The sequence below is a fragment of the Streptomyces sp. NPDC046909 genome, from assembly GCF_040644695.1.
Lineage (GTDB): Bacteria > Actinomycetota > Actinomycetes > Streptomycetales > Streptomycetaceae > Streptomyces.
This window is the reverse complement of the sequence record NZ_JBEYXC010000013.1, coordinates 253,285-272,168: the sequence shown is the minus strand read 5'-3', so window position 1 is coordinate 272,168 and position 18,884 is coordinate 253,285. Positions and strand designations below refer to the sequence as shown.

Here is an 18,884-nt window from a genome sequence, read left to right as displayed (position 1 = left end):
CGTGGGGCGGGTGGGAGGCTGGCGGAAGGCGAGCTGGATGGCTCGACGCGCCGAACGTAGAACGGCGTACGACACCCGCGGGAGGCCTCCTGGCCACCTGACATGTTCTCTTCATGATGCGGCAACAAGAGGCCTGGACCATTTTCTCTGTGCCTGTCTACCTGGCCAAACGCCTCGGCTACTACGCCGTGTTGCTCCTGGCCGCCGTCTGCCTCTCCTATCTGCTGGCCTCGTACGCGCTCGACCCGCGCGAGTACTACGCGGCCCGGCAGCCACCCGTGTCCGCCGCCGCGGTGAACCACCACCTCACCGCGATCGGCGTCAACGACCACGAGCCCCTCCTCGGCCGCTTCCTCGGCTGGGCCGGGCGCGCGGCCCGGGGCGACCTCGGGCAGACCATCGACGGCACCTCCGTCAACGCCGAGTTCGGCCGCCGTATCGGGGTCAGCCTGCGGCTGCTGCTCGCCGGGACGCTCCTCGGGACCGTCGCCGGAGTGCTCCTCGGCGCCTGGACCGCCGTACGCCAGTACCGGTTCAGCGACCGGGCGGTGACCGTCGCGTCCTTCGCGCTGCTCTCGACTCCCGTGTTCCTGCTGGCGATCCTGCTGAAGACGGGTGCGATCTGGTTCAACCAGACGACCGGCACGGACCTGATCCAGTTCACGGGGGAGAAGAGCCCGGGAGTCGACAGCGGCTTCTGGACGGTCATCGAGGACCGATCCGTGCATCTGCTCCTGCCCACCCTCTCCATCGCCCTCTTCGCCGTGGCCAGTTACAGCCGCTACCAACGCAACACCATGCTGGACGTGCTCGGTTCGGACTATCTGCGCACCGCACGCGCCAAGGGACTCGGGCGGCGGACGGTCCTGCTCAAGCACGGACTCCGCACCGCCCTCATCCCCATGTCCACCTACTTCTCGTACGGCTTCCTCGCCCTGTTCACCGGTGCCACCTTCACGGAGACGATCTTCGGCTGGCACGGCATGGGCGAGTGGTTCGTCGCCTCGATCTGGAAGAACGACGTGAACTCGGTCGTCGCCGTGAACCTCTTCGCCGCCGTCACCGTCCTGCTCTCCGGCTTCCTCGCGGACGTGCTGCACGCGGCGCTCGACCCGCGGATCAGGCAGGCGTCATGACCCTCACCGCCGAAGCGGCACCGCCGGTCGCCGGACGTACGACCGTCATCCTGCGCCGCTTCCTCCGCAACCGCGGCGCGCTCGCCGGCGCCGTCGTCCTGGTGCTGCTCTTCCTGCTCGCCTTCGCCGGCCCGTACGTCACCCCGTGGTCGTACACCCACATCGACTACCTCGCCCTGCGCGCAGCGCCCAGCGCCGACCACTGGTGGGGCACCAACCGCATCGGCCAGGACGTGTTCGCGCAGACCGCGCGAGGGCTCCAGAAGTCCCTGATCATCGGCCTGTTGGTGGCGGTCCTGTCCACCGGGCTCGCCGCGCTCGTCGGCGCCTGCGCGGGCTACTTCGGGGGCTGGACCGACCGGCTGCTGATCTTCTTCGTCGATCTGCTGCTCGCCCTCCCCGCCTTCCTGATCATCGCGATCGTGTCACCGAGACTGAGGTCGGGCGGCTGGTTCGCCCTCGCCCTCCTGCTCGCCCTGTTCGGCTGGATGATCACCGCGCGGGTGGTGCGCTCGATGACCCTGTCCCTGAAGGAGCGCGAGTTCGTCCGCGCCGCACGCTTCATGGGCGTCCCGCCGTTCCGGATCATCTGGCGCCACATCCTCCCCAACGTCGCCTCCTTCCTGATCATCGACGCCACCATCCAGGTCGGCGCCGCCGTGATGAGCGAGACGGCCCTGTCCTACTTCGGCTTCGGCGTCCAGCCGCCCGACGTCTCCCTCGGCACGCTGATCGCCTCGGGGACCGGCGCAGCGGTGACGTATCCCTGGATGTTCTTCTTCGCGGCCGGCCTGCTGGTCGTGTTCGTCCTGGCGGTGAACCTGGTCGGCGACGGGCTCCGCGATGCCCTCGACCCGACCTCGAAAGGGGCCTCCCGGTGAGCCCGTTGCTCGAAGTGACCGCACTGGACGTCGACTTCGACGGCCGCCCGGCGGTCCGCGGAGTCGACCTCGCACTGGAGCGGGGTGAAGTCCTGGGCCTGGTGGGCGAGTCGGGCTCCGGCAAGTCCGCGACCGCCCTGGCGGTACTGGGGTTGCTGCCGGGGAACGCGGCTGTACGGGGCTCAGTGCGGCTCGACGGGCGGGAACTGGTCGGTGCCGGTGAGCGCGAACTCACCCGGATCCGCGGCAACCGCGTCTCCATGGTCTTCCAGGACCCGCTCTCCGCGTTCACGCCCGTCCATCGCATGGGAGACCAGATCGCCGAGGCCGTACGCGCCCACCAGGACGTGTCCCGGGAGCGGGCTCTGGTGAGGGCCGTCGAACTCCTCGACCTCGTCGGCATCCCCGAACCCGCCCTGCGCGCACGGGCGTTCCCGCACGAGTTCTCCGGCGGGATGCGCCAGCGCGCGATGATCGCCATGGCGATGGCCAACGACCCCGAGATCATCCTCGCCGACGAACCCACCACCGCCCTCGACGTCACCATCCAGGCCCAGGTCCTCGACGTCCTGCGCACCGCCCGGCGCGAGACGGGCGCCGCGCTGCTCCTGGTCAGCCATGACCTCGGGGTCATCGCCGGGATGGCCGACCGGGTGGCCGTCATGCACAAGGGCCGGGTCGTGGAGTCGGGCACGGCCGTGGAGGTCTTCGGGCGCCCGCAGGAGCCGTACACCCGACAGCTCCTCGCCGCCGTCCCCCGCCTCGACGCCCCACACGCACCCCAATCCCCCACCGGCGACCCGGTGTTGAAGGTCCGCGGCCTCACCCGCACCTTCCCGGTCCTCAAGGGCGCCGCCTTCAAGCGCCGGGTCGGCACGGTGTACGCCGTCGACGGCGTCGATCTCGACGTACGGCGCGGCGAGACGCTCGCCCTGGTGGGGGAGTCGGGGTCCGGGAAGTCGACGACGCTCTTCGAACTGCTGGAGCTGGCCCGGCCGGAGGGCGGGTCGGTGGAGCTGTTCGGGCAGCGGCTGGGGGAGCTCGGCAAGGCCGAGGTGAAGGCGCTGCGGCGGCGGATCCAGATCGTCTTCCAGGACCCGATGGCCTCCCTCGACCCCCGGATGCCCGTCGGCGACATCATCGCCGAGCCGCTGCGCACCCACGGCGTGGACAAGACGACGATCGCCCACCGGGTGCCCGAACTGCTGACCCAGGTCGGCCTCGACCCCTCCCACGCCGACCGTTTCCCGCACGAGTTCTCCGGCGGCCAGCGGCAGCGGATCGGTATCGCCCGCGCGCTGTCCGTCGAGCCGAAACTGCTCGTCCTCGACGAACCGGTGTCGGCGCTGGACGTGTCGGTGCAGGCCGAAGTGCTCAAGCTGCTCCAGCGGCTGAAGGAGGAACTCGGGCTCGCCTATCTCCTCGTCTCGCACGACCTGTCCGTCGTACGGAACATCGCGGACCGGGTCAGCGTGGTCTATCTCGGCCGCACGGTCGAGGCAGGGCCGGTCGACGAGGTCTTCGAGCGGCCCCGGCATCCGTACACCCAGGCCCTGCTGTCCGCCGTACCGCTGCCGGACCCGGAGCGGGAGAGGGAGCGGCAGCGGTCGCGGATCCTGCTGGCCGGGGATCCGCCGAGTCCGACGCGGCGGTACGACGGGTGCCGGTTCCGGGCGCGGTGCCCGCTGTATCCGACGCTGGCGGAGGAGGAGCGGAAGCGGTGCGCCCATGATGTGCCGATGCTGGAGGGGGACGGGGCCGCCTGCCACTTCCCGCGGGTGCGTGAGGTGGTCTAGGAGGTTTCCCGGTCCGGTCCAGGGGCTTCGCGGTCGGACGTGCTGCGGAGCACACAGAACTCGTTGCCCTCGGGGTCCGTGAGGATGACCCAGCCCGTGCCGTCGGGGTTGCGGTGATCGGCGAAGAGGGTGGCGCCGAGGTTCAGGAGGCGCTCGTACTCCTCCTCGCGGGAGGTTTCCGGGCGCAGGCAGAGGTGGACCCGGTTCTTGGTCGTCTTGGGTTCCGGCACCTGGTTGAAGTACAGGACCGGGCCCTCGGGGAGGAGGACCTGTGTCTCGTGGTCGCCGGGCCTGGCGTCCGGGTCCAGGGGGCTGCCCGTCACCTCGCTCCAGAAGCGCGCCAGTTCATAGGCGTCCGCACAGTCGATCGCCACGTTCTGCACCACCGAGACCATGCGGGGGAGCTTAGGCGGTCCCGGCCTAGTGAGCGGAGCCCGACAGCTGGAGGCCGATCACGCCGACGATGACCAGGCTGATCGAGATGAGCTTCAGCGTCGACACCAGGTCGCCGAGGAAGATCATGCCGTAGATGGCCGTGCCCGCCGCGCCGATGCCGGTCCACACCGCGTACGCCGGGCCCACGTCCAGCTTCCGCAGGGAGAGGGTCAGCAGGCCGAAGCTGCCGAGGGCGAAGATGCAGAAGGCGACCGTGGGCCAGAGCCGGGTGAACCCGTGGGAGAGCTTGAGGCACACGGCGAAACCGGTCTCCAGCAACCCGGCCACTACCACCAGCAGCCACGCCATGTGCTGTCCTCCCGTTTGTCCGGCTCGGTCCGGCTCGGTGCGATTATGCACTTACCGGACTCGTGCCCCGGCAAACAACGCGGAGGTCAGTCGCCTTCCTTCCGCTCACGCGTGGCCAGCAGTCGGCGCAACGAGTACAGACGGGCCGGGTCGGCGTGCCCCTCCGCCACCCACTGGTCCAGCGCGCAGTCCGGCTCATCATGACTGCACGCACGCGGACAGCCCTCGGTTCCCGGTTCCAGGTCCGGGAACGCGTGGATCACCCGGGACGGATCGACGTGGTGCAGCCCGAAGGAACGGACGCCCGGAGTGTCGATCACCCAGCCGTCGTCGCCGTCCAGGGGGAGGGCCAGCGCGGAGGTGGTGGTGTGGCGGCCGCGCCCGGTCACCGCGTTGACATGGCCCGTCAGACGGCGGCGGTCCTCGGGGACCAGCGCGTTGACCAGCGTGGTCTTACCGACCCCCGAGTGCCCGACGAACGCCGTGATCTTGCCGTCCAGCTGCTCGCGCACCCGGGCCGCCGCGTCGCCGTTCTCCAGCTCCTCGCGGCTGGTGACGACGTACGGGATGTCCAGGTCGCCGTAGAGCTCCAGGAGCTTGTCCGGCGGGGCCAGGTCCGACTTCGTCATCACCAGGAGGGGCTCCAGACCGCCGTCGTACGCCGCCACCAGGCAGCGGTCGATGAGGCGGGGGCGGGGCTCCGGGTCGGCGAGGGCCGTCACGATGGCGAGCTGGTCGGCGTTGGCGACGACCACGCGCTCGTACGGGTCGTCGTCGTCCGCCGTGCGGCGCAGCACCGAGGTGCGCTCCTCGATGCGGACGATCCGCGCGAGGGTGTCCTTCTTGCCGGACAGGTCGCCGACGAGGGCCACCCGGTCGCCGACGATCGCCGCCTTGCGGCCCAGTTCACGGGCCTTCATGGCCATCACGATGTGGTCGTCGACCAGAACCGTCAGCCGTCCCCGGTCGACGGTGAGGACCATGCCCTCGACCGCTTCCTCGTGCTTGGGGCGGATGTGCGTACGCGGCCGGTTGCCCTTGCGGTTCGGGCGGGAGCGGATGTCGTCCTCGTCGGTGTGCTTGCCGTAGCGGCGCATGACGGTGAGTCCCTACGCCCCATCGCTCCCGAGCATCCCGGTCCACAGGTCGGGGAAGTCCGGCAGGGTCTTCGCGGTCGTCGCGACGTTCTCGATCCGCACACCCTCGACCGCGAGGCCGATGATCGCGCCGGCCGTCGCCATGCGGTGGTCCTCGTACGTGTGGAAGGTGCCGCCGTGCAGGGGGCGCGGGCGGATGTGGAGGCCGTCGGCGGTCTCGGTGACGTCACCGCCGAGTTCGTTGATCTCCTTGGTGAGCGCGGCCAGGCGGTCCGTCTCGTGGAGGCGGAGATGGGCCACGCCGCGGAGGGTCGAGGGGGAGTCCGCGAGGGCCGCGACCGCCGCGATACCGGGGGTCAGCTCGCCGACCTCGCTCAGGTCCACGTCGATGCCGTGGATCGCACCCGAACCGGTGAACACCAGCCCGTACTCGGTGAGTTCGCAGGAACCGCCCATCTCCGTGAAGATCTCCCGCAGCCTGTCGCCGGGCTGGGTGGTGCGGGACGGCCAGTCGGGGATGACCACCTTGCCGCCGGTCACCAGGGCCGCGGCGAGGAACGGCTGGGCGTTGGAGAGGTCCGGCTCGATCGTCAGGTCCCGGCCCAGCAGGGCGCCCGGGGTGACCCGCCAGACGTTCGGCTCGCCGCCCGACTCCGGGGTGTCCACCTGGGCGCCCACAGCGCGGAGCATGTCGACCGTCATACGGATGTGGGGGAGCGAGGGGAGCGTGGAGCCCACGTGGCGGACCTCGACGCCCTGGTTGAAGCGGGGGCCACTCAGCAAGAGGGCACTCACGAACTGGGAAGAGCTCGACGCGTCGATCTCCACCGGGCCGCCGTCCAGCGCGCCCCCGCCGTGGACCGTCAGCGGGAGCGCGCCCCTGCCGTCGTCGTCGATACGGGCACCGAGGACGCGCAGGGCGTCGATCACGCCGTTCAGGGGGCGCTCGTACGACCTCGGGTCGCCGTCGAAGCGGATCTCGCCGTCGGCGAGGGCGGCGACCGGGGGGAGGAAGCGCATGACGGTGCCGGCGTTGCCGACGTTCACCGTGGCGGGGCCTCGGAGGCCGGCGGGGAGTACGCGCCAGGTCTCGCCTGTGCCGTCCGGGCCGACCCCCTCCTCGATGCCTACGCCCATTTCCCGGAGGGCGGCTGCCATGAGGAGGGTGTCCCGGGAGCGGAGGGGGCGGCGGAGCCAGCCGGGTTCGCTCGCGAGGGCTGCGAGGACCAACGCGCGGTTGGTGACGGACTTCGACCCCGGGACGTGGACCGTTGCGTCGACGGCTCCGCTTGCGTGGGGGGCGGGCCAGAGGGCGGTGTCTGCGGGGTTCAAAGCCATGAGCCCACTCTAGTGGGGGGTGGTGGTTCGGGTGCGGCGCCGTTGTGGCTGGTCGCGCCCCGCGGCGGAGCCGCTGATGGATGCAGCCCCGCGCCCCTGACGCCTGCCCCTTTGGGGCGCGTCATACCTCCAGCAACCACCTGCCGCCCCCTATCAGTGAACACAGGCTCACCGCGTGGAACAGGAACAGCCACAAGGCCGCCGGTACGTGTGTCAGGCGGCTCAGCTGGTCCGCGTCCGAGTCGCCCGCCCCGCCCCTGACCCTCTTCGCCTGCAACTCGAAAGCGGGACGTACTCCACCGACCAACAGGAACCACACCACCGCGTACGCGAACGCCGCCTGCACCTGGGGACCCGCCAGCCACGAGACCACCACGAACGTGCCGCCGGTCAGGACCACCGTCAGGGCGCCGTACGCGTTGCGGATCATCACCAGCATGGCCACGAGGAGGGCTGTCGCGAGCCAGAGGAGGAGGGTGATGCGGCCCGCCGCCAGCAGGGCCGCGCCGCCCAGGCCCAGCAGGGGTGGGGCCGTGTAGCCCGCGGCCGCCGTGAGGATCATGCCGATGCCGTGCGGCTTGCCTCGGCTGACCGTGAGGCCGCTGGTGTCGGAGTGGAGGCGGATGCCGGTGAGCTGGCGGCCGGTGAGGAGGGCGACGATGCCGTGGCCGCCCTCGTGGGCGATGGTGATGGCGTTGCGGGAGACACGCCACAGGGCGTGCGGGACGACTATGGCGAGCGCCGCGACAAGGGTGGCGAGGACCACCCAGAGGTCGGGGTCGGGCTGGGTGCCGATCAGCTCGTCCCAGAGAGAGGTCGCTGTGCTGGTGTCCATGTTCGGCGGTGGCTCCCTCAGGTCGTACGGAGTCTGGCAGTGTGGCACGTATGTGCGGACGGTATGCAGCTAGTCGTGGGCCCGAGGATCTCGCAGGAATCTTTGAGATCGAGAAGTGGGAGCCCGAGGAGGTCCTGGCCCCCGATTACAACGTGGCCCCGACCAAGGAGGTCTACGCCGTCCTCGACCGTCCTCTCAAAGACGCCGGCGATCCGCGGCCGGTTCGGCAGCTGCGGAAGCTGAAGTGGGGGCTGGTGCCCTCCTGGTCGAAGACCCCCGAGGGCGGCGCCCGGATGATCAACGCCCGTGCGGAGACCGTTCACGAGAAGCCGTCGTACAAGCGTGCCTTCTCCTCGCGCCGATGCATCATCCCCGCCGACGGCTACTACGAGTGGGTCACCGCCGCCGCCGAGCGGGAGCTGGAGGTCGAGGGGAAGAAGAAGCGGCCGCGGAAGCAGCCGTACTTCGTGCTGCCCGCCGACGGGTCCGTCTTCGCCATGGCGGGGCTTTACGAGTTCTGGCGGGACAAGACCCTGCCCGACGACCACCCGCAGGCCTGGTGGGTCACCTGCTCGGTGATCACGACCGAGGCCGAGACCGCCCCGCTCGCCGTCTCCCCCGCCGACGGGCCGCACGCGCTCGCCGACATCCACCCCCGGATGCCCCTGATGCTCACCCCGGACCGCTGGGACTCCTGGCTCGACCCGTCCCGTACGGACGTCGAGGACCTGCGGTCCCTGCTGGAGCCGCCCCCGGCCGGGCTCATGCGCGCCTACCCCGTCTCCACGGCCGTCAGCAACGTCCGCAACAACGGGCCGGAGCTGCTGACCGAGCTGGAGGGGCCCGAAGAGGGCACACTCTTCTGACGTGACCCATGCGACCCGAGTGACCACTGAGACCGTCGCCACGGATGCCGGAGACGCCCGCATTACCTGGCACCCCGCCGTGCGCGAGGCACGCCTCGTCCTCGCCGTCAGCCATGGCGCGGGTGGGGGCATCGAGGCGCGGGACCTTCAGGCGCTCGCCCAGGTGCTCCCCGACCACGGCGTCACCGTCGCCCTCGTCGAGCAGCCCTGGCGGGTGGCCGGCAAGAAGGTGGCGCCCGCGCCGAAGACGCTGGACGTGGGGTGGCGGGGGATCTGGGCGGCGGTGGCCGGGCCGGGGCTGCCCGTCGTCTCCGGCGGGCGGAGTGCCGGGGCCCGGGTGGCCTGCCGGACGGCGGTCGAGCTGGGGGCCGCCGCCGTGCTCGCGCTCAGCTTTCCGCTCCATCCGCCCGGCAAGCCCGAGAAGTCCCGCGCCGACGAGCTGCTCGGGTCGGGGGTGCCCACCCTCGTCGTACAAGGGGGCAACGACCCGTTCGGGAAGCCGGCTGAGTTTCCGGACGGCGGTGCTTATGAGCTGGTCGAGGTGCCGTACGGGGATCATGGGTTCGCCGTGCCCAAGCGGGCGGAGATCTCGCAGGAGCGGGCCGTGACGATCATCACCGACGCGGTGGTGGAGTGGGCCGGGTCACTCGGGTAAAGGGTCGGGAATGTTGAGCCCCGGACCTCTGTTGAGGCGGACATAAGTGCTGAAGAACCGGCACGGAAGTGCTGAAGAACCGGCACCGACCGTCGTAGAGAGGAAGTCCGCCGCATGGGTTCGACCTTCTGCCCGAGCCGTGGCAGCCGCGCTGACCTGGACTGGTCGGTGCTGCACGCGGCCAAGACCGGCCCTATTCGAGGGGCGGCGGGGACGGGTAGTCGTCTATCCTCCGATTCTGGTGGCATCGGGTTCGGTGCTGCCCGGAATCTTGAGGAGGTGGGTCCGGTTCCCGGTACCGACGCAGGGACCGAACACGGCCAGGCGGAGCAGCCCGAGGGCCAGGGCACGAGCACGGAGTCCACGGCGGAGCGCAGCGCGCGCTTCGAGCGGGACGCGCTCGAATTCCTCGACCAGATGTACTCGGCCGCCCTGCGCATGACGCGCAACCCGGCCGACGCCGAGGACCTGGTGCAGGAGACGTACGCCAAGGCGTACGCGTCCTTCCACCAGTTCCGTGAGGGCACCAACCTGAAGGCCTGGCTGTACCGGATCCTCACCAACACCTTCATCAACTCGTACCGCAAGAAGCAGCGTGAACCGCAGCGTTCGGCGGCCGAGGAGATCGAGGACTGGCAGCTGGCGCGTGCCGAGTCGCACATGTCGACCGGTCTGCGCTCCGCCGAGTCGCAGGCGCTCGACCACCTGCCCGACTCGGACGTGAAGGAAGCACTCCAGGCGATCCCCGAGGAATTCCGCATCGCCGTCTATCTGGCGGACGTTGAGGGCTTTGCCTACAAGGAGATCGCGGACATCATGGGGACACCCATCGGTACGGTGATGTCCCGGCTGCACCGAGGCCGTCGCCAACTGCGCGGCATGCTGGAGGACTACGCGCGTGAGCGCGGACTGGTCCCGGCCGGCGCCGGAGAGTCGAACGAAGCGAAAGGCTCGGGCTCATGAGCTGCGGAGAGCCGCACGAGACGGACTGCAGTGAGGTACTCGATCATCTCTACGAGTTCCTCGACAGCGAGATGCCGGACGTCGACCGCGACAAGTTCAAGCAGCACTTCACGGAGTGCTCGCCGTGCCTGGAGAAGTACGGTCTCGAAGAGGCCGTGAAGAAGCTGGTCAAGCGGTGCTGCGGTCACGACGACGTCCCCACCGACCTGCGCTCCAAGGTCCTCGGGCGGCTCGATCTGATCCGCTCGGGGCAGGCCGTGCCCGAGCACGACGTCACGGCGAGCCCGGCCACGGCCCCGCTCCAGGAGTCCTGAACTCCCCTCTGGGAACGGACTGTCGTCACTCGAACGTGCTAATCCGCGGGTAATCGGCCCGCGCGACCCTCTTTCGCCCCTTTAGGCTCCGGAGCTGAGCTGGCTCGGAGATCTAAAGGGGCGTCATGGAGGGGATACCGGCACGGGCATGCCTGTACGTGGTCTGTGTCGTCCTCGGTGCCCTGTACTGCGTGCGCGCACTCCCGTCGGTGACCGCGCCCTGGTGGGCGGTGGCTCTGCTCGCCGCCCTCTACGCCGGGGGCGAGCGGCTCTCCGGCACCTTCTATCCCGTGCTGCTCGCCGGGGCCTTTCTGCTGCCGCCGCCGGCCGCCGCGCTCGTCGCGGTACCGGGTGCGCTGCTCTCCCCGGTCGCGCAGCGGCCCCGCACCGTCCGCCGGATCTGGCGGGCCGCACAGCTCGTCGTCGCCGTATGGGCGGCGGCCCGGGTGCACTGGGCGCTGGGCGGACGGGACGCCGTCGTGGCCTCCGACTTCCCTTACGCGCTTGTCCCGGCGGGTGCGGCCGTCCTCGTCTTCTGCCTCGTGCTGACCGTGCTCGACGGCGGCATCCTCGCGCTCGCCGAGCGGGTGCCCGCGCGGCTCGCCTGGCGGGGGCTCTTCCTCCGCTCCCTCGCGCCGATCGCCGTGCACGGGCTCGCCGGGCTCATGATGGCCGTCCTGTGGCGCAGCCCGTACGGTCCCGTCGCCGCGCTGCTCGTGCTGCTGCCGATGTGCGTGTCCTGGTGGGCCTTCGCCCAGTACCACCGGGAGCAGGCCGCCCATCAGGCCACCATCCGTGCCCTCGTCCAGGCCGTCGACATCAAGGACGGCTACACGCGCGGGCACAGCGAGCGCGTCGGACAGGCCTCGATGATGATCGCCCGCGAGCTGGGGATGGACGAGGGGCGGATCGAGGTGCTGCGCTTCGCCGGGATCCTGCACGACGTGGGCAAGCTGGGCGTGCCGACGCGGCTCCTGCGCAAGGACGGGCCGCTGACGCCCGAGGAACGGCGGATCATCGAACTGCATCCCGAGTACGGGCACGAGATGGTGCGCGGGATCTCCTTTCTGGGGGAGGCGCGGGCCGCCGTGCTGCATCACCATGAGCGGCTGGACGGGAGCGGGTATCCGTACGGGCTGGTGGGGAGCCAGATTCCGGAGCCGGCGCGGGTGGTGGCGGTCGCAGACGCCTTCGACGCCATGACCTCGACGCGGTCCTATCGGCGGGCCCGGCCTGTGCCGGCCGCTCTGGAGGAGCTGGAGCGCTGTGCCGGGTCGCAGTTCGATCCGCGGATGGTGACGGCTCTCGTGCGGGCGCTGGGCAGACATGGCTGGCACCCCGCCGTCACCGCGGACGAGGAGGAGCCGCCCCGGCCGCGACGACCGGTCGAGGGGCGTTCCGGAGCGCGCCGATGAGGTGGCCTCGTCTGCTCGTCCACGGCTCCGCCGGGCTCCTCTCCGCCGTCTCCCTCGCCGTCATCCTCTGGACCGGCCTCGAAGAGCGCGGGGCCGCCCTCGCCTTCGGGCTCCTGATCACCCTCGGGGAGCTCGCCCGCTGGACCGGTGCGCGAGTTCGGGAGGCCGCGCCGCTCGGGGCCGCCGGGGCGCTGGCGTACGCGCTGCTCGGGGCGGACGGCGGGCGGCCCACCACGCACGGCGTCCTCCAGGTCGTCACCGTCGTCCTCGCCGCCGCGCTGCTCGGCAGCGTGCCGCACATCGCGCGCGGGCAGGGCCCGATGATCGACCACCTCTCCCGGCGCGTGCTGAGCACCGCCTTCGCCGCCGTCTGCTTCCAGCCCCTCTACAACCGGGGCGTCCTCGACGCCTGGGGCGGACCGGCGTACTCCCTCCTGCTGATCGCACTGCTCGCCCTCACCGCGCTCTGCGACGCCGTGCTCGCCGCCGCCCTCGCGCACTCCCGCACCCGCTGGCCCTTCGCCCCGCTGCTCCGGCACGAGCTGCGGGCCCTGCTCGGCATCGGGTCCGCCGTCTGCGCGACCGGCGCGGTGATGGCGCTCGCGGTCGCCGTCGTCGGTCTGTGGGCGCTGCCCGTGTTCTCCCTGCCGCTGCTCCTCACCCAGCTGGCCTTCCGGCGGTACGCCGCCGTCCGGACCACCTACCGGCAGACCATCGCCTCCCTCGCCCGGGCCACCGAGATCGCCGGATACACCCCCGCCGGGCACGCCCGCCGGGTCGCCGAGCTCAGCAAGGCCGTGGGACGGGACCTGGGCCTCTCCGGGCCCGATCTCACCGTCCTGGAGTACGCCGCCCTCATGCACGACATCGGACAGCTCAGCCTCGTCGACCCGGTGCCGTCCGGGGCCACGGCCGGACTGCCGGCCGCCGAGCAGCGGCGGATCGCGCTGCTCGGCGGGGCCGTCGTACGGCAGACGGGGGTGGACGGGGCGGTGGCCGTGGTCGTGGAGCGGCAGGCCGACCCGTACCGGCAGCAGCCGGTGGCCGCGCGGATCGTGCGGACGGTGAACGCGTACGAGGAGAAGGTGCGGGACGCGGGGCCCGGCGGGCCACTGACCGCGTTGGAGGAGCTGCGCCTCGGCACTGCCGGGGACTACGCTCCGGAGGTCGTGGAGGCACTGGCCAGGGTCCTGTCGCGAGACTGTCTGACCCTCCCCTCGGCTGGGTAACCCATGGGTAATGAGCGACCTTCCAGCCGTACGTGGTTGGATGCGAAGGAAGACCCGAGAAAGAGGGCGTCCGGGGGCAGTGGCCAGCCCACTGAACGGAACTGGCAGGCGGGAATCGTGAGGATCTTCGGCAAGGGACGGCACCGGCCCTCCGCCTCCTGGCGGCAGGCCACCGACCGCGCGTTCACGCTCATCGGCGACGGCCGGTACGAGGACGCGGGCGCGCTGCTCACGCGCGCCGCCGATCTGGAGCCGTGGCTCTCCGAGTCCTGGTTCAACCTCGCCCTTCTGCACAAGTTCCGGCACGACTGGGAGCAGGCGCGGGCCGCCGGGCTGCGTGCCGTGGCCCTCCTCGACCGTGAGACGGGCGCACCCGACTGGTGGAACGTCGGCATCGCCGCGACCGCGCTCCAGGACTGGCCGCTGGCTCGGCGGGCCTGGCAGGCGTACGGGCTGCGGGTGCCGGGGGAGGCCGCGGCGTCCGGGGAGCCGGTGGGTATGGACCTCGGCAGTGCCGCGGTACGGCTGTCGCCGGAGGGCGAGGCCGAGGTGGTCTGGGGGCGGCGGCTGGATCCGGCCAGGGTCGAGGTGCTGTCGATTCCGTTGCCGTCTTCGGGGCGGCGGTGGGGTGAGGTCGTCCTCCATGACGGGGTGCCGCACGGGGAGCGGTCCACCGCGGCGGGGCACTCGTATCCGGTGTTCGATGAGATCGAGCTGTGGGCGCCTTCGCCGGTGCCTACGTGGGTGGTGCTGCTTGAGGCTGCCACCGAGGCGGACCGGGATGCGTTGGAGCAGCTCGCGGCTGATGCGGGGTTCGCTGCGGAGGACTGGTCTTCTTCGGTGCGGCTGCTGTGTCGGATGTGTTCGGAGTCCCGGATGCCGTCCGATGAGGGGGACGGGGAGCATCTCGACCCGCACGACCACAGTGAGCCTGGGCATCCTGGGCCGCTGGGGCATCGGACGGACGGGCAGTTGTGGGTGCCGGAGCGGGAGTGCGGGGTGGCTGCGCCGGCTGGGCTGGTTCGGGGGTTGCTGGACGGGTGGGTCGCGGACAGCCCGGATTCTCGTGACTGGCGCGACTTGGAAGAGGTCTGTTAGGTCCGTAGCTCGCTGCGGCGCCGTTGTGGCTGGTCGCGCAGTTCCCCGCGCCCCTGTGGGGCGCGATCCCCTTACCCTGTATCAGCATCTACCCCCTGTTTTGGTTTGAGGAAGGCATCGTCGGTCATGGCGCAGCAGGACACCGATCAGCAGCACGCGGGCGTGCTCCCCGTGGACGACGAGGGGTTCGTCAACGACACCGAGGGGACCGAGGAGCGGGAGAACGGCTGGCGGGAGCGGGGGACCTCGCGGCCCATCACCGTGGTCGGGAACCCGGTGCTGCACAAGGAGTGCAAGGACGTCACCGAGTTCGGCGCGGAGCTGGACCAGCTGGTCGCGGACATGTTCGCCTCGCAGCGGACCGCCGAGGGTGTGGGCCTGGCCGCCAACCAGATCGGCGTGGACCTGAAGGTCTTCGTGTACGACTGCATGGACGACGAGGGCAAGCGGCACGTCGGCGTGGTCTGCAACCCCAAGCTCGTCGAACTGCCCGCGGAGAAGCGCCGGCTGGACGACAGCAACGAGGGGTGCCTGTCGGTGCCGACCGCCTACGCGCCGCTCGCCCGCCCCGACTACGCGGAGCTGACCGGGCAGGACGAGAAGGGCAACCCGATCAAGGTGCGCGGCACCGGGTACTTCGCTCGGTGTTTGCAGCACGAGACGGATCATCTCTACGGGTACCTCTACATCGACCGGCTCTCGAAGCGTGAACGCAAGGACGCGCTGCGGCAGATGGCCGAGAACGAGCCCCGCTACCCCGTGGTCGCGAACGACTGAGATCACACAAGTCCCGTACGCACGGCGTCTGTTCAGGTTCCCCTTCCTGACCAGGCGCCGTTCGTCTGTCCGTCGCACGTTCGATCGTTTGTGCTCCCTTAGTGATCCAGAATCAGTCACACAAGGGGAGATTCTCGGCACTGTGGGGTAGTGAAGGGTGCAAATCCGTTCCCAGATCGGTCAGTTGTGGTGCTGAATAGTAAGTGCGGGGATACGCAACGGCGCACGCCCGGTACAGCGGGAGGGGCGTGCGCAACTGGCGGCTGAGAGGGGTTAGTTCGTGCATGCTTTCTCACACGGCACCACATCGACACCGACAGCGGTCGCGGTCCCACCGTCGCTCTCTCTCCCGGTGATCGAGGCGGCGTTTCCCCGGCAACTCCACCCGTATTGGCCCCAGCTCCAGGAGAAGACACGCACCTGGCTGCTGGAAAGGCGGCTCATGCCCGCGGACAAGGTGGAGGAATATGCCGACGGTCTTTGCTACACGGACCTCATGGCGGGCTACTACCTCGGCGCGCCCGACGAGGTCCTCCAGGCGATCGCGGACTACAGCGCGTGGTTCTTCGTCTGGGACGACCGTCATGACCGCGACATCGTCCACCATCGGCCCGCCGCCTGGCGGCGGCTGAGGTACCGGCTGCACGCGGCCCTCGACTCTCCCGAGGACCATCTGCACCACGAGGATCCCCTGGTCGCCGCGTTCGCGGACTGCATGGTGCGGCTGTACGCGTTCCTGCCCCGGACGTGGAACACGCGGTTCGCCCGCCACTTCCACGCGGTGATCGAGGCGTACGACCGGGAATTCCACAACCGCACCGAAGGTGTCGTGCCGACCGTCGAGGAATACCTCGCCCTGCGCCGCCTCACCTTCGCGCACTGGATCTGGACGGATCTTCTGGAACCGAGCGCGGGCCGGGAACTCCCGGACCGGGTCCGGAAACATCCGGCGTACCGGCGGGCGGCACTCCTGAGCCAGGAATTCGCCGCCTGGTACAACGACCTCTGCTCGCTGCCGAAGGAAATAGCGGGCGACGAGGTCCACAATCTCGGAATCAGTCTCATCAAACACGAGGGGCTGACGCTCGAAGAAGCGGTCAGGGAAGTCCGGCGGCGCGTCGAGAATTGTGTCAGTGAATTCCTCGTCGCCGAGAAGGCCGCATTGCGGTTCGCCGCATCGCTCGACGACAACACCGTGCGCGGAAAAGAACTGAGCGCCGCCGTGCGGGCCTGTGTCGGCAATATGCGCAACTGGTTCAGCACCGTCTACTGGTTCCACCACGAGTCCGGCCGCTACATGGTCGACAGCTGGGACGACCGGTCCACGCCCCCGTACGTCAACAACGAAGCGGCAGGTGAGAAATGACCGTCGAGTCTGTGAAGCCCGAAGCCCCGGTCACCCCGGCGTCCGGGCCGCGCGAGCCGGTCCTCGCGGGAGGAGCGGTACCGGTGCTCGGGCACGGGCTGAAGCTGCTGCGCGATCCGCTGGCCTTCATGTCCGGACTGCGCGACCACGGCGACGTCGTACGGCTCAAGCTGGGCCCCAAGACGGTGTACGCCCCCACCACGCCGGCCCTCACCGGAGAGCTGGCGCTCAACCCCGACTTCATCATCGACGGGCCCCTGTGGGAGTCCCTGGAGGGCCTGCTCGGCAAGGAGGGCGTGGCCACCGCCAACGGGCCGCGGCACCGGCGCCAGCGGCGCACCATCCAGCCCGCGTTCCGGCTCGACGCGATACCCGCCTACGGGCCGATCATGGAGGAGGAGGCGCACGCGCTCACCGAGCGCTGGCGGCCCGGCGAGACCATCGACTGCACCTCCGAGTCCTTCCGGGTGGCCGTGCGCATAGCGGCCCGCTGTCTGCTGCGCGGAAACTTCATGGACGAGCGCGCCGAGCGGCTGTGCGTCGCCCTCGCCACCGTCTTCCGCGGGATGTACCGGCGGATGGTCGTCCCCCTCGGACCGCTGTACAAGCTGCCCCTGCCGCCCAACCGCAAATTCAACGCGGCGCTGGCCGATTTGCATCTCCTCGTCGACGAGATCGTCGCCGAGCGACGCGCATCTGGTCAAAAGCCGGACGATTTGCTGACGGCATTGCTGGAGGCGACGGACGACAATGGCGACCCCATCGGGGAACAGGAGATCCACGACCAGGTCGTCGCCATACTCACCCCCGGAAGCGAAACGGTGGCGTCCACGATCATGTGGCTGCTCCAGGTGCTCGCGGAACATCCGGAACACGCGGACCGGGTGCGGGACGAGGTCGAATCGGTAACCGGCGGCCGGCCCGTCGCATTCGACGACGTTCGCAAGCTCACCCACACCAACAATGTCGTCGTCGAGGCCATGCGGCTGCGTCCCGCCGTATGGATATTGACGCGGCGGGCGGTCACCGACACGGAACTCGGTGGGTATCGCATTCCGGCCGGAGCGGACATCGTGTACAGCCCGTACGCGATCCAGCGCGACGCGAAGTCGTACGCCGGCAACCTGGAGTTCGACCCCGACCGCTGGCTTCCGGAACCGGTCAAGGAGGTGCCGAAATACGCCATGAGCCCGTTCAGTGTGGGCAACCGCAAGTGCCCGAGCGACCACTTCTCCATGGCGCAGCTGTCGCTGATCACGGCGGCGATCTCGGCGAAGTACCGCTTCGAGCAGGTGTCGGGCTCCAACGACGCGACGCGGGTGGGCATCACGCTCCGCCCGCACAAGCTGCTGCTGCGGCCCGTCGCGAGGTGAGGCTCAGGCCGCCTCGGGTCCCCTGAACGCCCTTCGGTAGGCGTTCGGGGTGGTCCCGAGGGCCCGTACGAACTGGTGGCGCAGTGCGGCCGCGGTGCCGAACCCCGTTCGGCCCGCGACCGCGTCCACCGTCTCGTCGGTGCCCTCCAGCAAGCGCTGGGCCAGCAGCACCCGTTGGCGCAGGATCCAGCGGTACGGAGTCGTCCCCGTCTCCTGCTGGAAGCGGCGGGCGAAGGTGCGCGGGGACATCAGGGCGCGCTCGGCGAGCTGCTCGACGGTGACCTCCTCGTCGAGGTGCCGCTCCATCCACACGAGCACCTCGCCGACGGTGTCGCACTTCGACTGGGGCACGGGGCGCTCGATGTACTGCGCCTGTCCGCCGTCCCGGTGCGGCGGTACGACCATGCGCCGGGCGATCTTGTTGGCGACCTCGGGGCCCTGTTCCTTGCGCACGATGTGCAGACAGGCGTCGATACCGGCGGCCGTGCCGGCGGAGGTGATCACCGGGTCCTCGTCGACGTAGAGCACGTCCGGCTCGATGACCGCCCGCGGGTTCCTGATCGCCAGCTCCTCCGCCTGCCGCCAGTGCACGCTGCACCGCCGCCCGTCGAGCAGCCCGGCGGCACCGAGCACGAAGACGCCGGAGCAGACGCTGAGCACGCGGGTGCCCCGGTCGACGGCCCTTCTGAGGGCGTCGAGCAGCTCAGGCGGATAGTCCCGGGTGACGTAGTCGCTCCCCGCCGGTACGGCGATGAGGTCGGCCTCCTCCAGCCGGTCGAGGCCGTAGGGCGTGGAGACGCTGAGCCCGCCGACGTGGGTGGAGAGCGCGGGGCCCTCCGCGGAGACGACCGCGAAGTCGTACGTCGGCAGTCCCTCGTCGCTGCGATCGATGCCGAACACCTCGCAGACGACTCCGAGTTCGAAGGGGTGCACTCCGTCGAGGAGGACGGCGGCCACGTTCTTCAGCATGTTTCCAGTGTGCCTCGGAACTGGCAGTAAAT

Annotated in this window: 19 protein-coding genes; 13 read left to right on the top strand and 6 right to left on the bottom strand. The window is 70.2% G+C overall.

Annotation, left to right across the window (positions count from 1 at the left end):
• Window positions 1-149: 149 nt before the first annotated feature.
• The 3 genes from ABZ928_RS36675 to ABZ928_RS36665 are packed head-to-tail and all read left to right on the top strand — an operon-like array spanning window position 150 to window position 3,813.
• Entirely contained in the window at window positions 150-1,136 is a 987-nt protein-coding gene (locus tag ABZ928_RS36675) for an ABC transporter permease (protein WP_361528450.1), read from the top strand.
• Entirely contained in the window at window positions 1,133-2,017 is an 885-nt protein-coding gene (locus ABZ928_RS36670; protein ID WP_361528448.1) for an ABC transporter permease, read from the top strand. Before ABZ928_RS36675 ends, ABZ928_RS36670 begins: the two co-directional genes overlap by 4 nt.
• Window positions 2,014-3,813 (top strand): ABC transporter ATP-binding protein, encoded by a 1,800-nt coding sequence (locus tag ABZ928_RS36665; RefSeq protein ID WP_361528447.1) that lies wholly within the window; start codon window positions 2,014-2,016, stop codon window positions 3,811-3,813. The genes ABZ928_RS36670 and ABZ928_RS36665 overlap by 4 nt, the downstream gene beginning before the upstream one ends.
• Here the strand turns inward: ABZ928_RS36665 and ABZ928_RS36660 are convergent.
• The 5 genes from ABZ928_RS36660 to ABZ928_RS36640 form a co-directional block, all read right to left on the bottom strand.
• Window positions 3,810-4,208, bottom strand: coding sequence for a VOC family protein (locus ABZ928_RS36660; protein WP_361528445.1), 399 nt, complete (start codon window positions 4,206-4,208; stop codon window positions 3,810-3,812). The two genes, ABZ928_RS36665 and ABZ928_RS36660, sit on opposite strands and share 4 nt — an antisense overlap.
• A 25-nt stretch (window positions 4,209-4,233) precedes the next feature.
• Complete coding sequence (locus ABZ928_RS36655; protein WP_361528443.1) at window positions 4,234-4,557, bottom strand: multidrug efflux SMR transporter; 324 nt, start codon at window positions 4,555-4,557, stop codon at window positions 4,234-4,236.
• Between the two features lie 86 nt (window positions 4,558-4,643).
• Window positions 4,644-5,654, bottom strand: a complete 1,011-nt coding sequence (gene rsgA, locus ABZ928_RS36650; RefSeq protein ID WP_361528441.1) for a ribosome small subunit-dependent GTPase A — start codon at window positions 5,652-5,654, stop codon at window positions 4,644-4,646.
• Window positions 5,655-5,666: 12 nt separating this feature from the next.
• Window positions 5,667-6,992, bottom strand: a complete 1,326-nt coding sequence (gene aroA, locus ABZ928_RS36645; RefSeq protein WP_361528439.1) for a 3-phosphoshikimate 1-carboxyvinyltransferase — start codon at window positions 6,990-6,992, stop codon at window positions 5,667-5,669.
• Window positions 6,993-7,113: 121 nt separating this feature from the next.
• Window positions 7,114-7,827 (bottom strand): M50 family metallopeptidase, encoded by a 714-nt coding sequence (locus tag ABZ928_RS36640; RefSeq protein WP_361528437.1) that lies wholly within the window; start codon window positions 7,825-7,827, stop codon window positions 7,114-7,116.
• Between the two features lie 50 nt (window positions 7,828-7,877).
• On the opposite strand from ABZ928_RS36640, the gene ABZ928_RS36635 reads away from it, so the two are divergent.
• The 10 genes from ABZ928_RS36635 (at window position 7,878) to ABZ928_RS36590 (ending at window position 17,883) form a co-directional block, all read left to right on the top strand.
• Window positions 7,878-8,693: an SOS response-associated peptidase gene (locus ABZ928_RS36635; RefSeq protein ID WP_361528435.1), complete on the top strand. Its 816-nt coding sequence runs from the start codon at window positions 7,878-7,880 to the stop codon at window positions 8,691-8,693.
• Window positions 8,694-8,712: 19 nt separating this feature from the next.
• The gene (locus tag ABZ928_RS36630; RefSeq protein ID WP_361528433.1) at window positions 8,713-9,348 is read left to right on the top strand and encodes an alpha/beta family hydrolase; all 636 of its coding nucleotides are present in this window, start codon (window positions 8,713-8,715) and stop codon (window positions 9,346-9,348) included.
• Between the two features lie 279 nt (window positions 9,349-9,627).
• On the top strand, window positions 9,628-10,311 hold the full coding sequence (gene sigR / locus ABZ928_RS36625) for an RNA polymerase sigma factor SigR (RefSeq protein WP_194080002.1): 684 nt from the start codon (window positions 9,628-9,630) through the stop codon (window positions 10,309-10,311).
• A complete protein-coding gene (gene rsrA / locus ABZ928_RS36620) occupies window positions 10,308-10,625 on the top strand; it encodes a mycothiol system anti-sigma-R factor (RefSeq protein WP_361528431.1) in 318 nt (105 codons plus the stop codon). The genes sigR and rsrA overlap by 4 nt, the downstream gene beginning before the upstream one ends.
• 125 nt (window positions 10,626-10,750) lie before the next feature.
• Window positions 10,751-12,040: an HD-GYP domain-containing protein gene (locus ABZ928_RS36615; RefSeq protein WP_361528429.1), complete on the top strand. Its 1,290-nt coding sequence runs from the start codon at window positions 10,751-10,753 to the stop codon at window positions 12,038-12,040.
• Window positions 12,037-13,269: an HD domain-containing protein gene (locus ABZ928_RS36610; RefSeq protein ID WP_361528427.1), complete on the top strand. Its 1,233-nt coding sequence runs from the start codon at window positions 12,037-12,039 to the stop codon at window positions 13,267-13,269. Before ABZ928_RS36615 ends, ABZ928_RS36610 begins: the two co-directional genes overlap by 4 nt.
• A gap of 117 nt (window positions 13,270-13,386) precedes the next feature.
• A complete protein-coding gene (locus tag ABZ928_RS36605) occupies window positions 13,387-14,367 on the top strand; it encodes a hypothetical protein (RefSeq protein ID WP_361528425.1) in 981 nt (326 codons plus the stop codon).
• Between the two features lie 126 nt (window positions 14,368-14,493).
• On the top strand, window positions 14,494-15,144 hold the full coding sequence (gene def / locus ABZ928_RS36600) for a peptide deformylase (RefSeq protein WP_361528423.1): 651 nt from the start codon (window positions 14,494-14,496) through the stop codon (window positions 15,142-15,144).
• 280 nt (window positions 15,145-15,424) lie between these two features.
• Entirely contained in the window at window positions 15,425-16,510 is a 1,086-nt protein-coding gene (gene cyc1, locus ABZ928_RS36595; protein ID WP_361528422.1) for an epi-isozizaene synthase, read from the top strand.
• Window positions 16,507-17,883, top strand: a complete 1,377-nt coding sequence (locus ABZ928_RS36590) for a cytochrome P450 (protein WP_361528420.1) — start codon at window positions 16,507-16,509, stop codon at window positions 17,881-17,883. The genes cyc1 and ABZ928_RS36590 overlap by 4 nt, the downstream gene beginning before the upstream one ends.
• A gap of 3 nt (window positions 17,884-17,886) precedes the next feature.
• Here the strand turns inward: ABZ928_RS36590 and ABZ928_RS36585 are convergent, their stop codons facing one another.
• Window positions 17,887-18,852, bottom strand: a complete 966-nt coding sequence (locus ABZ928_RS36585; RefSeq protein WP_361528418.1) for a helix-turn-helix domain-containing protein — start codon at window positions 18,850-18,852, stop codon at window positions 17,887-17,889.
• Between the last annotated feature and the right edge of the window lie 32 nt (window positions 18,853-18,884).

What these genes read in the sequence shown, in the direction of transcription:
- ABZ928_RS36635 (WP_361528435.1), top strand. Translation starts at nt 7,878, where the DNA reads ATGTGCGGACGGTATGCAGCTAGTCGTGGGCCCGAGGATCTCGCAGGA.
- ABZ928_RS36660 (WP_361528445.1), bottom strand. Translation starts at nt 4,208, where the DNA reads ATGGTCTCGGTGGTGCAGAACGTGGCGATCGACTGTGCGGACGCCTAT.
- def (WP_361528423.1), top strand. Translation starts at nt 14,494, where the DNA reads ATGGCGCAGCAGGACACCGATCAGCAGCACGCGGGCGTGCTCCCCGTG.
- ABZ928_RS36615 (WP_361528429.1), top strand. Translation starts at nt 10,751, where the DNA reads ATGGAGGGGATACCGGCACGGGCATGCCTGTACGTGGTCTGTGTCGTC.
- ABZ928_RS36640 (WP_361528437.1), bottom strand. Translation starts at nt 7,827, where the DNA reads ATGGACACCAGCACAGCGACCTCTCTCTGGGACGAGCTGATCGGCACC.
- rsrA (WP_361528431.1), top strand. Translation starts at nt 10,308, where the DNA reads ATGAGCTGCGGAGAGCCGCACGAGACGGACTGCAGTGAGGTACTCGAT.
- ABZ928_RS36655 (WP_361528443.1), bottom strand. Translation starts at nt 4,557, where the DNA reads ATGGCGTGGCTGCTGGTGGTAGTGGCCGGGTTGCTGGAGACCGGTTTC.
- aroA (WP_361528439.1), bottom strand. Translation starts at nt 6,992, where the DNA reads ATGGCTTTGAACCCCGCAGACACCGCCCTCTGGCCCGCCCCCCACGCA.
- ABZ928_RS36590 (WP_361528420.1), top strand. Translation starts at nt 16,507, where the DNA reads ATGACCGTCGAGTCTGTGAAGCCCGAAGCCCCGGTCACCCCGGCGTCC.
- ABZ928_RS36610 (WP_361528427.1), top strand. Translation starts at nt 12,037, where the DNA reads ATGAGGTGGCCTCGTCTGCTCGTCCACGGCTCCGCCGGGCTCCTCTCC.
- rsgA (WP_361528441.1), bottom strand. Translation starts at nt 5,654, where the DNA reads ATGCGCCGCTACGGCAAGCACACCGACGAGGACGACATCCGCTCCCGC.
- ABZ928_RS36670 (WP_361528448.1), top strand. Translation starts at nt 1,133, where the DNA reads ATGACCCTCACCGCCGAAGCGGCACCGCCGGTCGCCGGACGTACGACC.
- ABZ928_RS36585 (WP_361528418.1), bottom strand. Translation starts at nt 18,852, where the DNA reads ATGCTGAAGAACGTGGCCGCCGTCCTCCTCGACGGAGTGCACCCCTTC.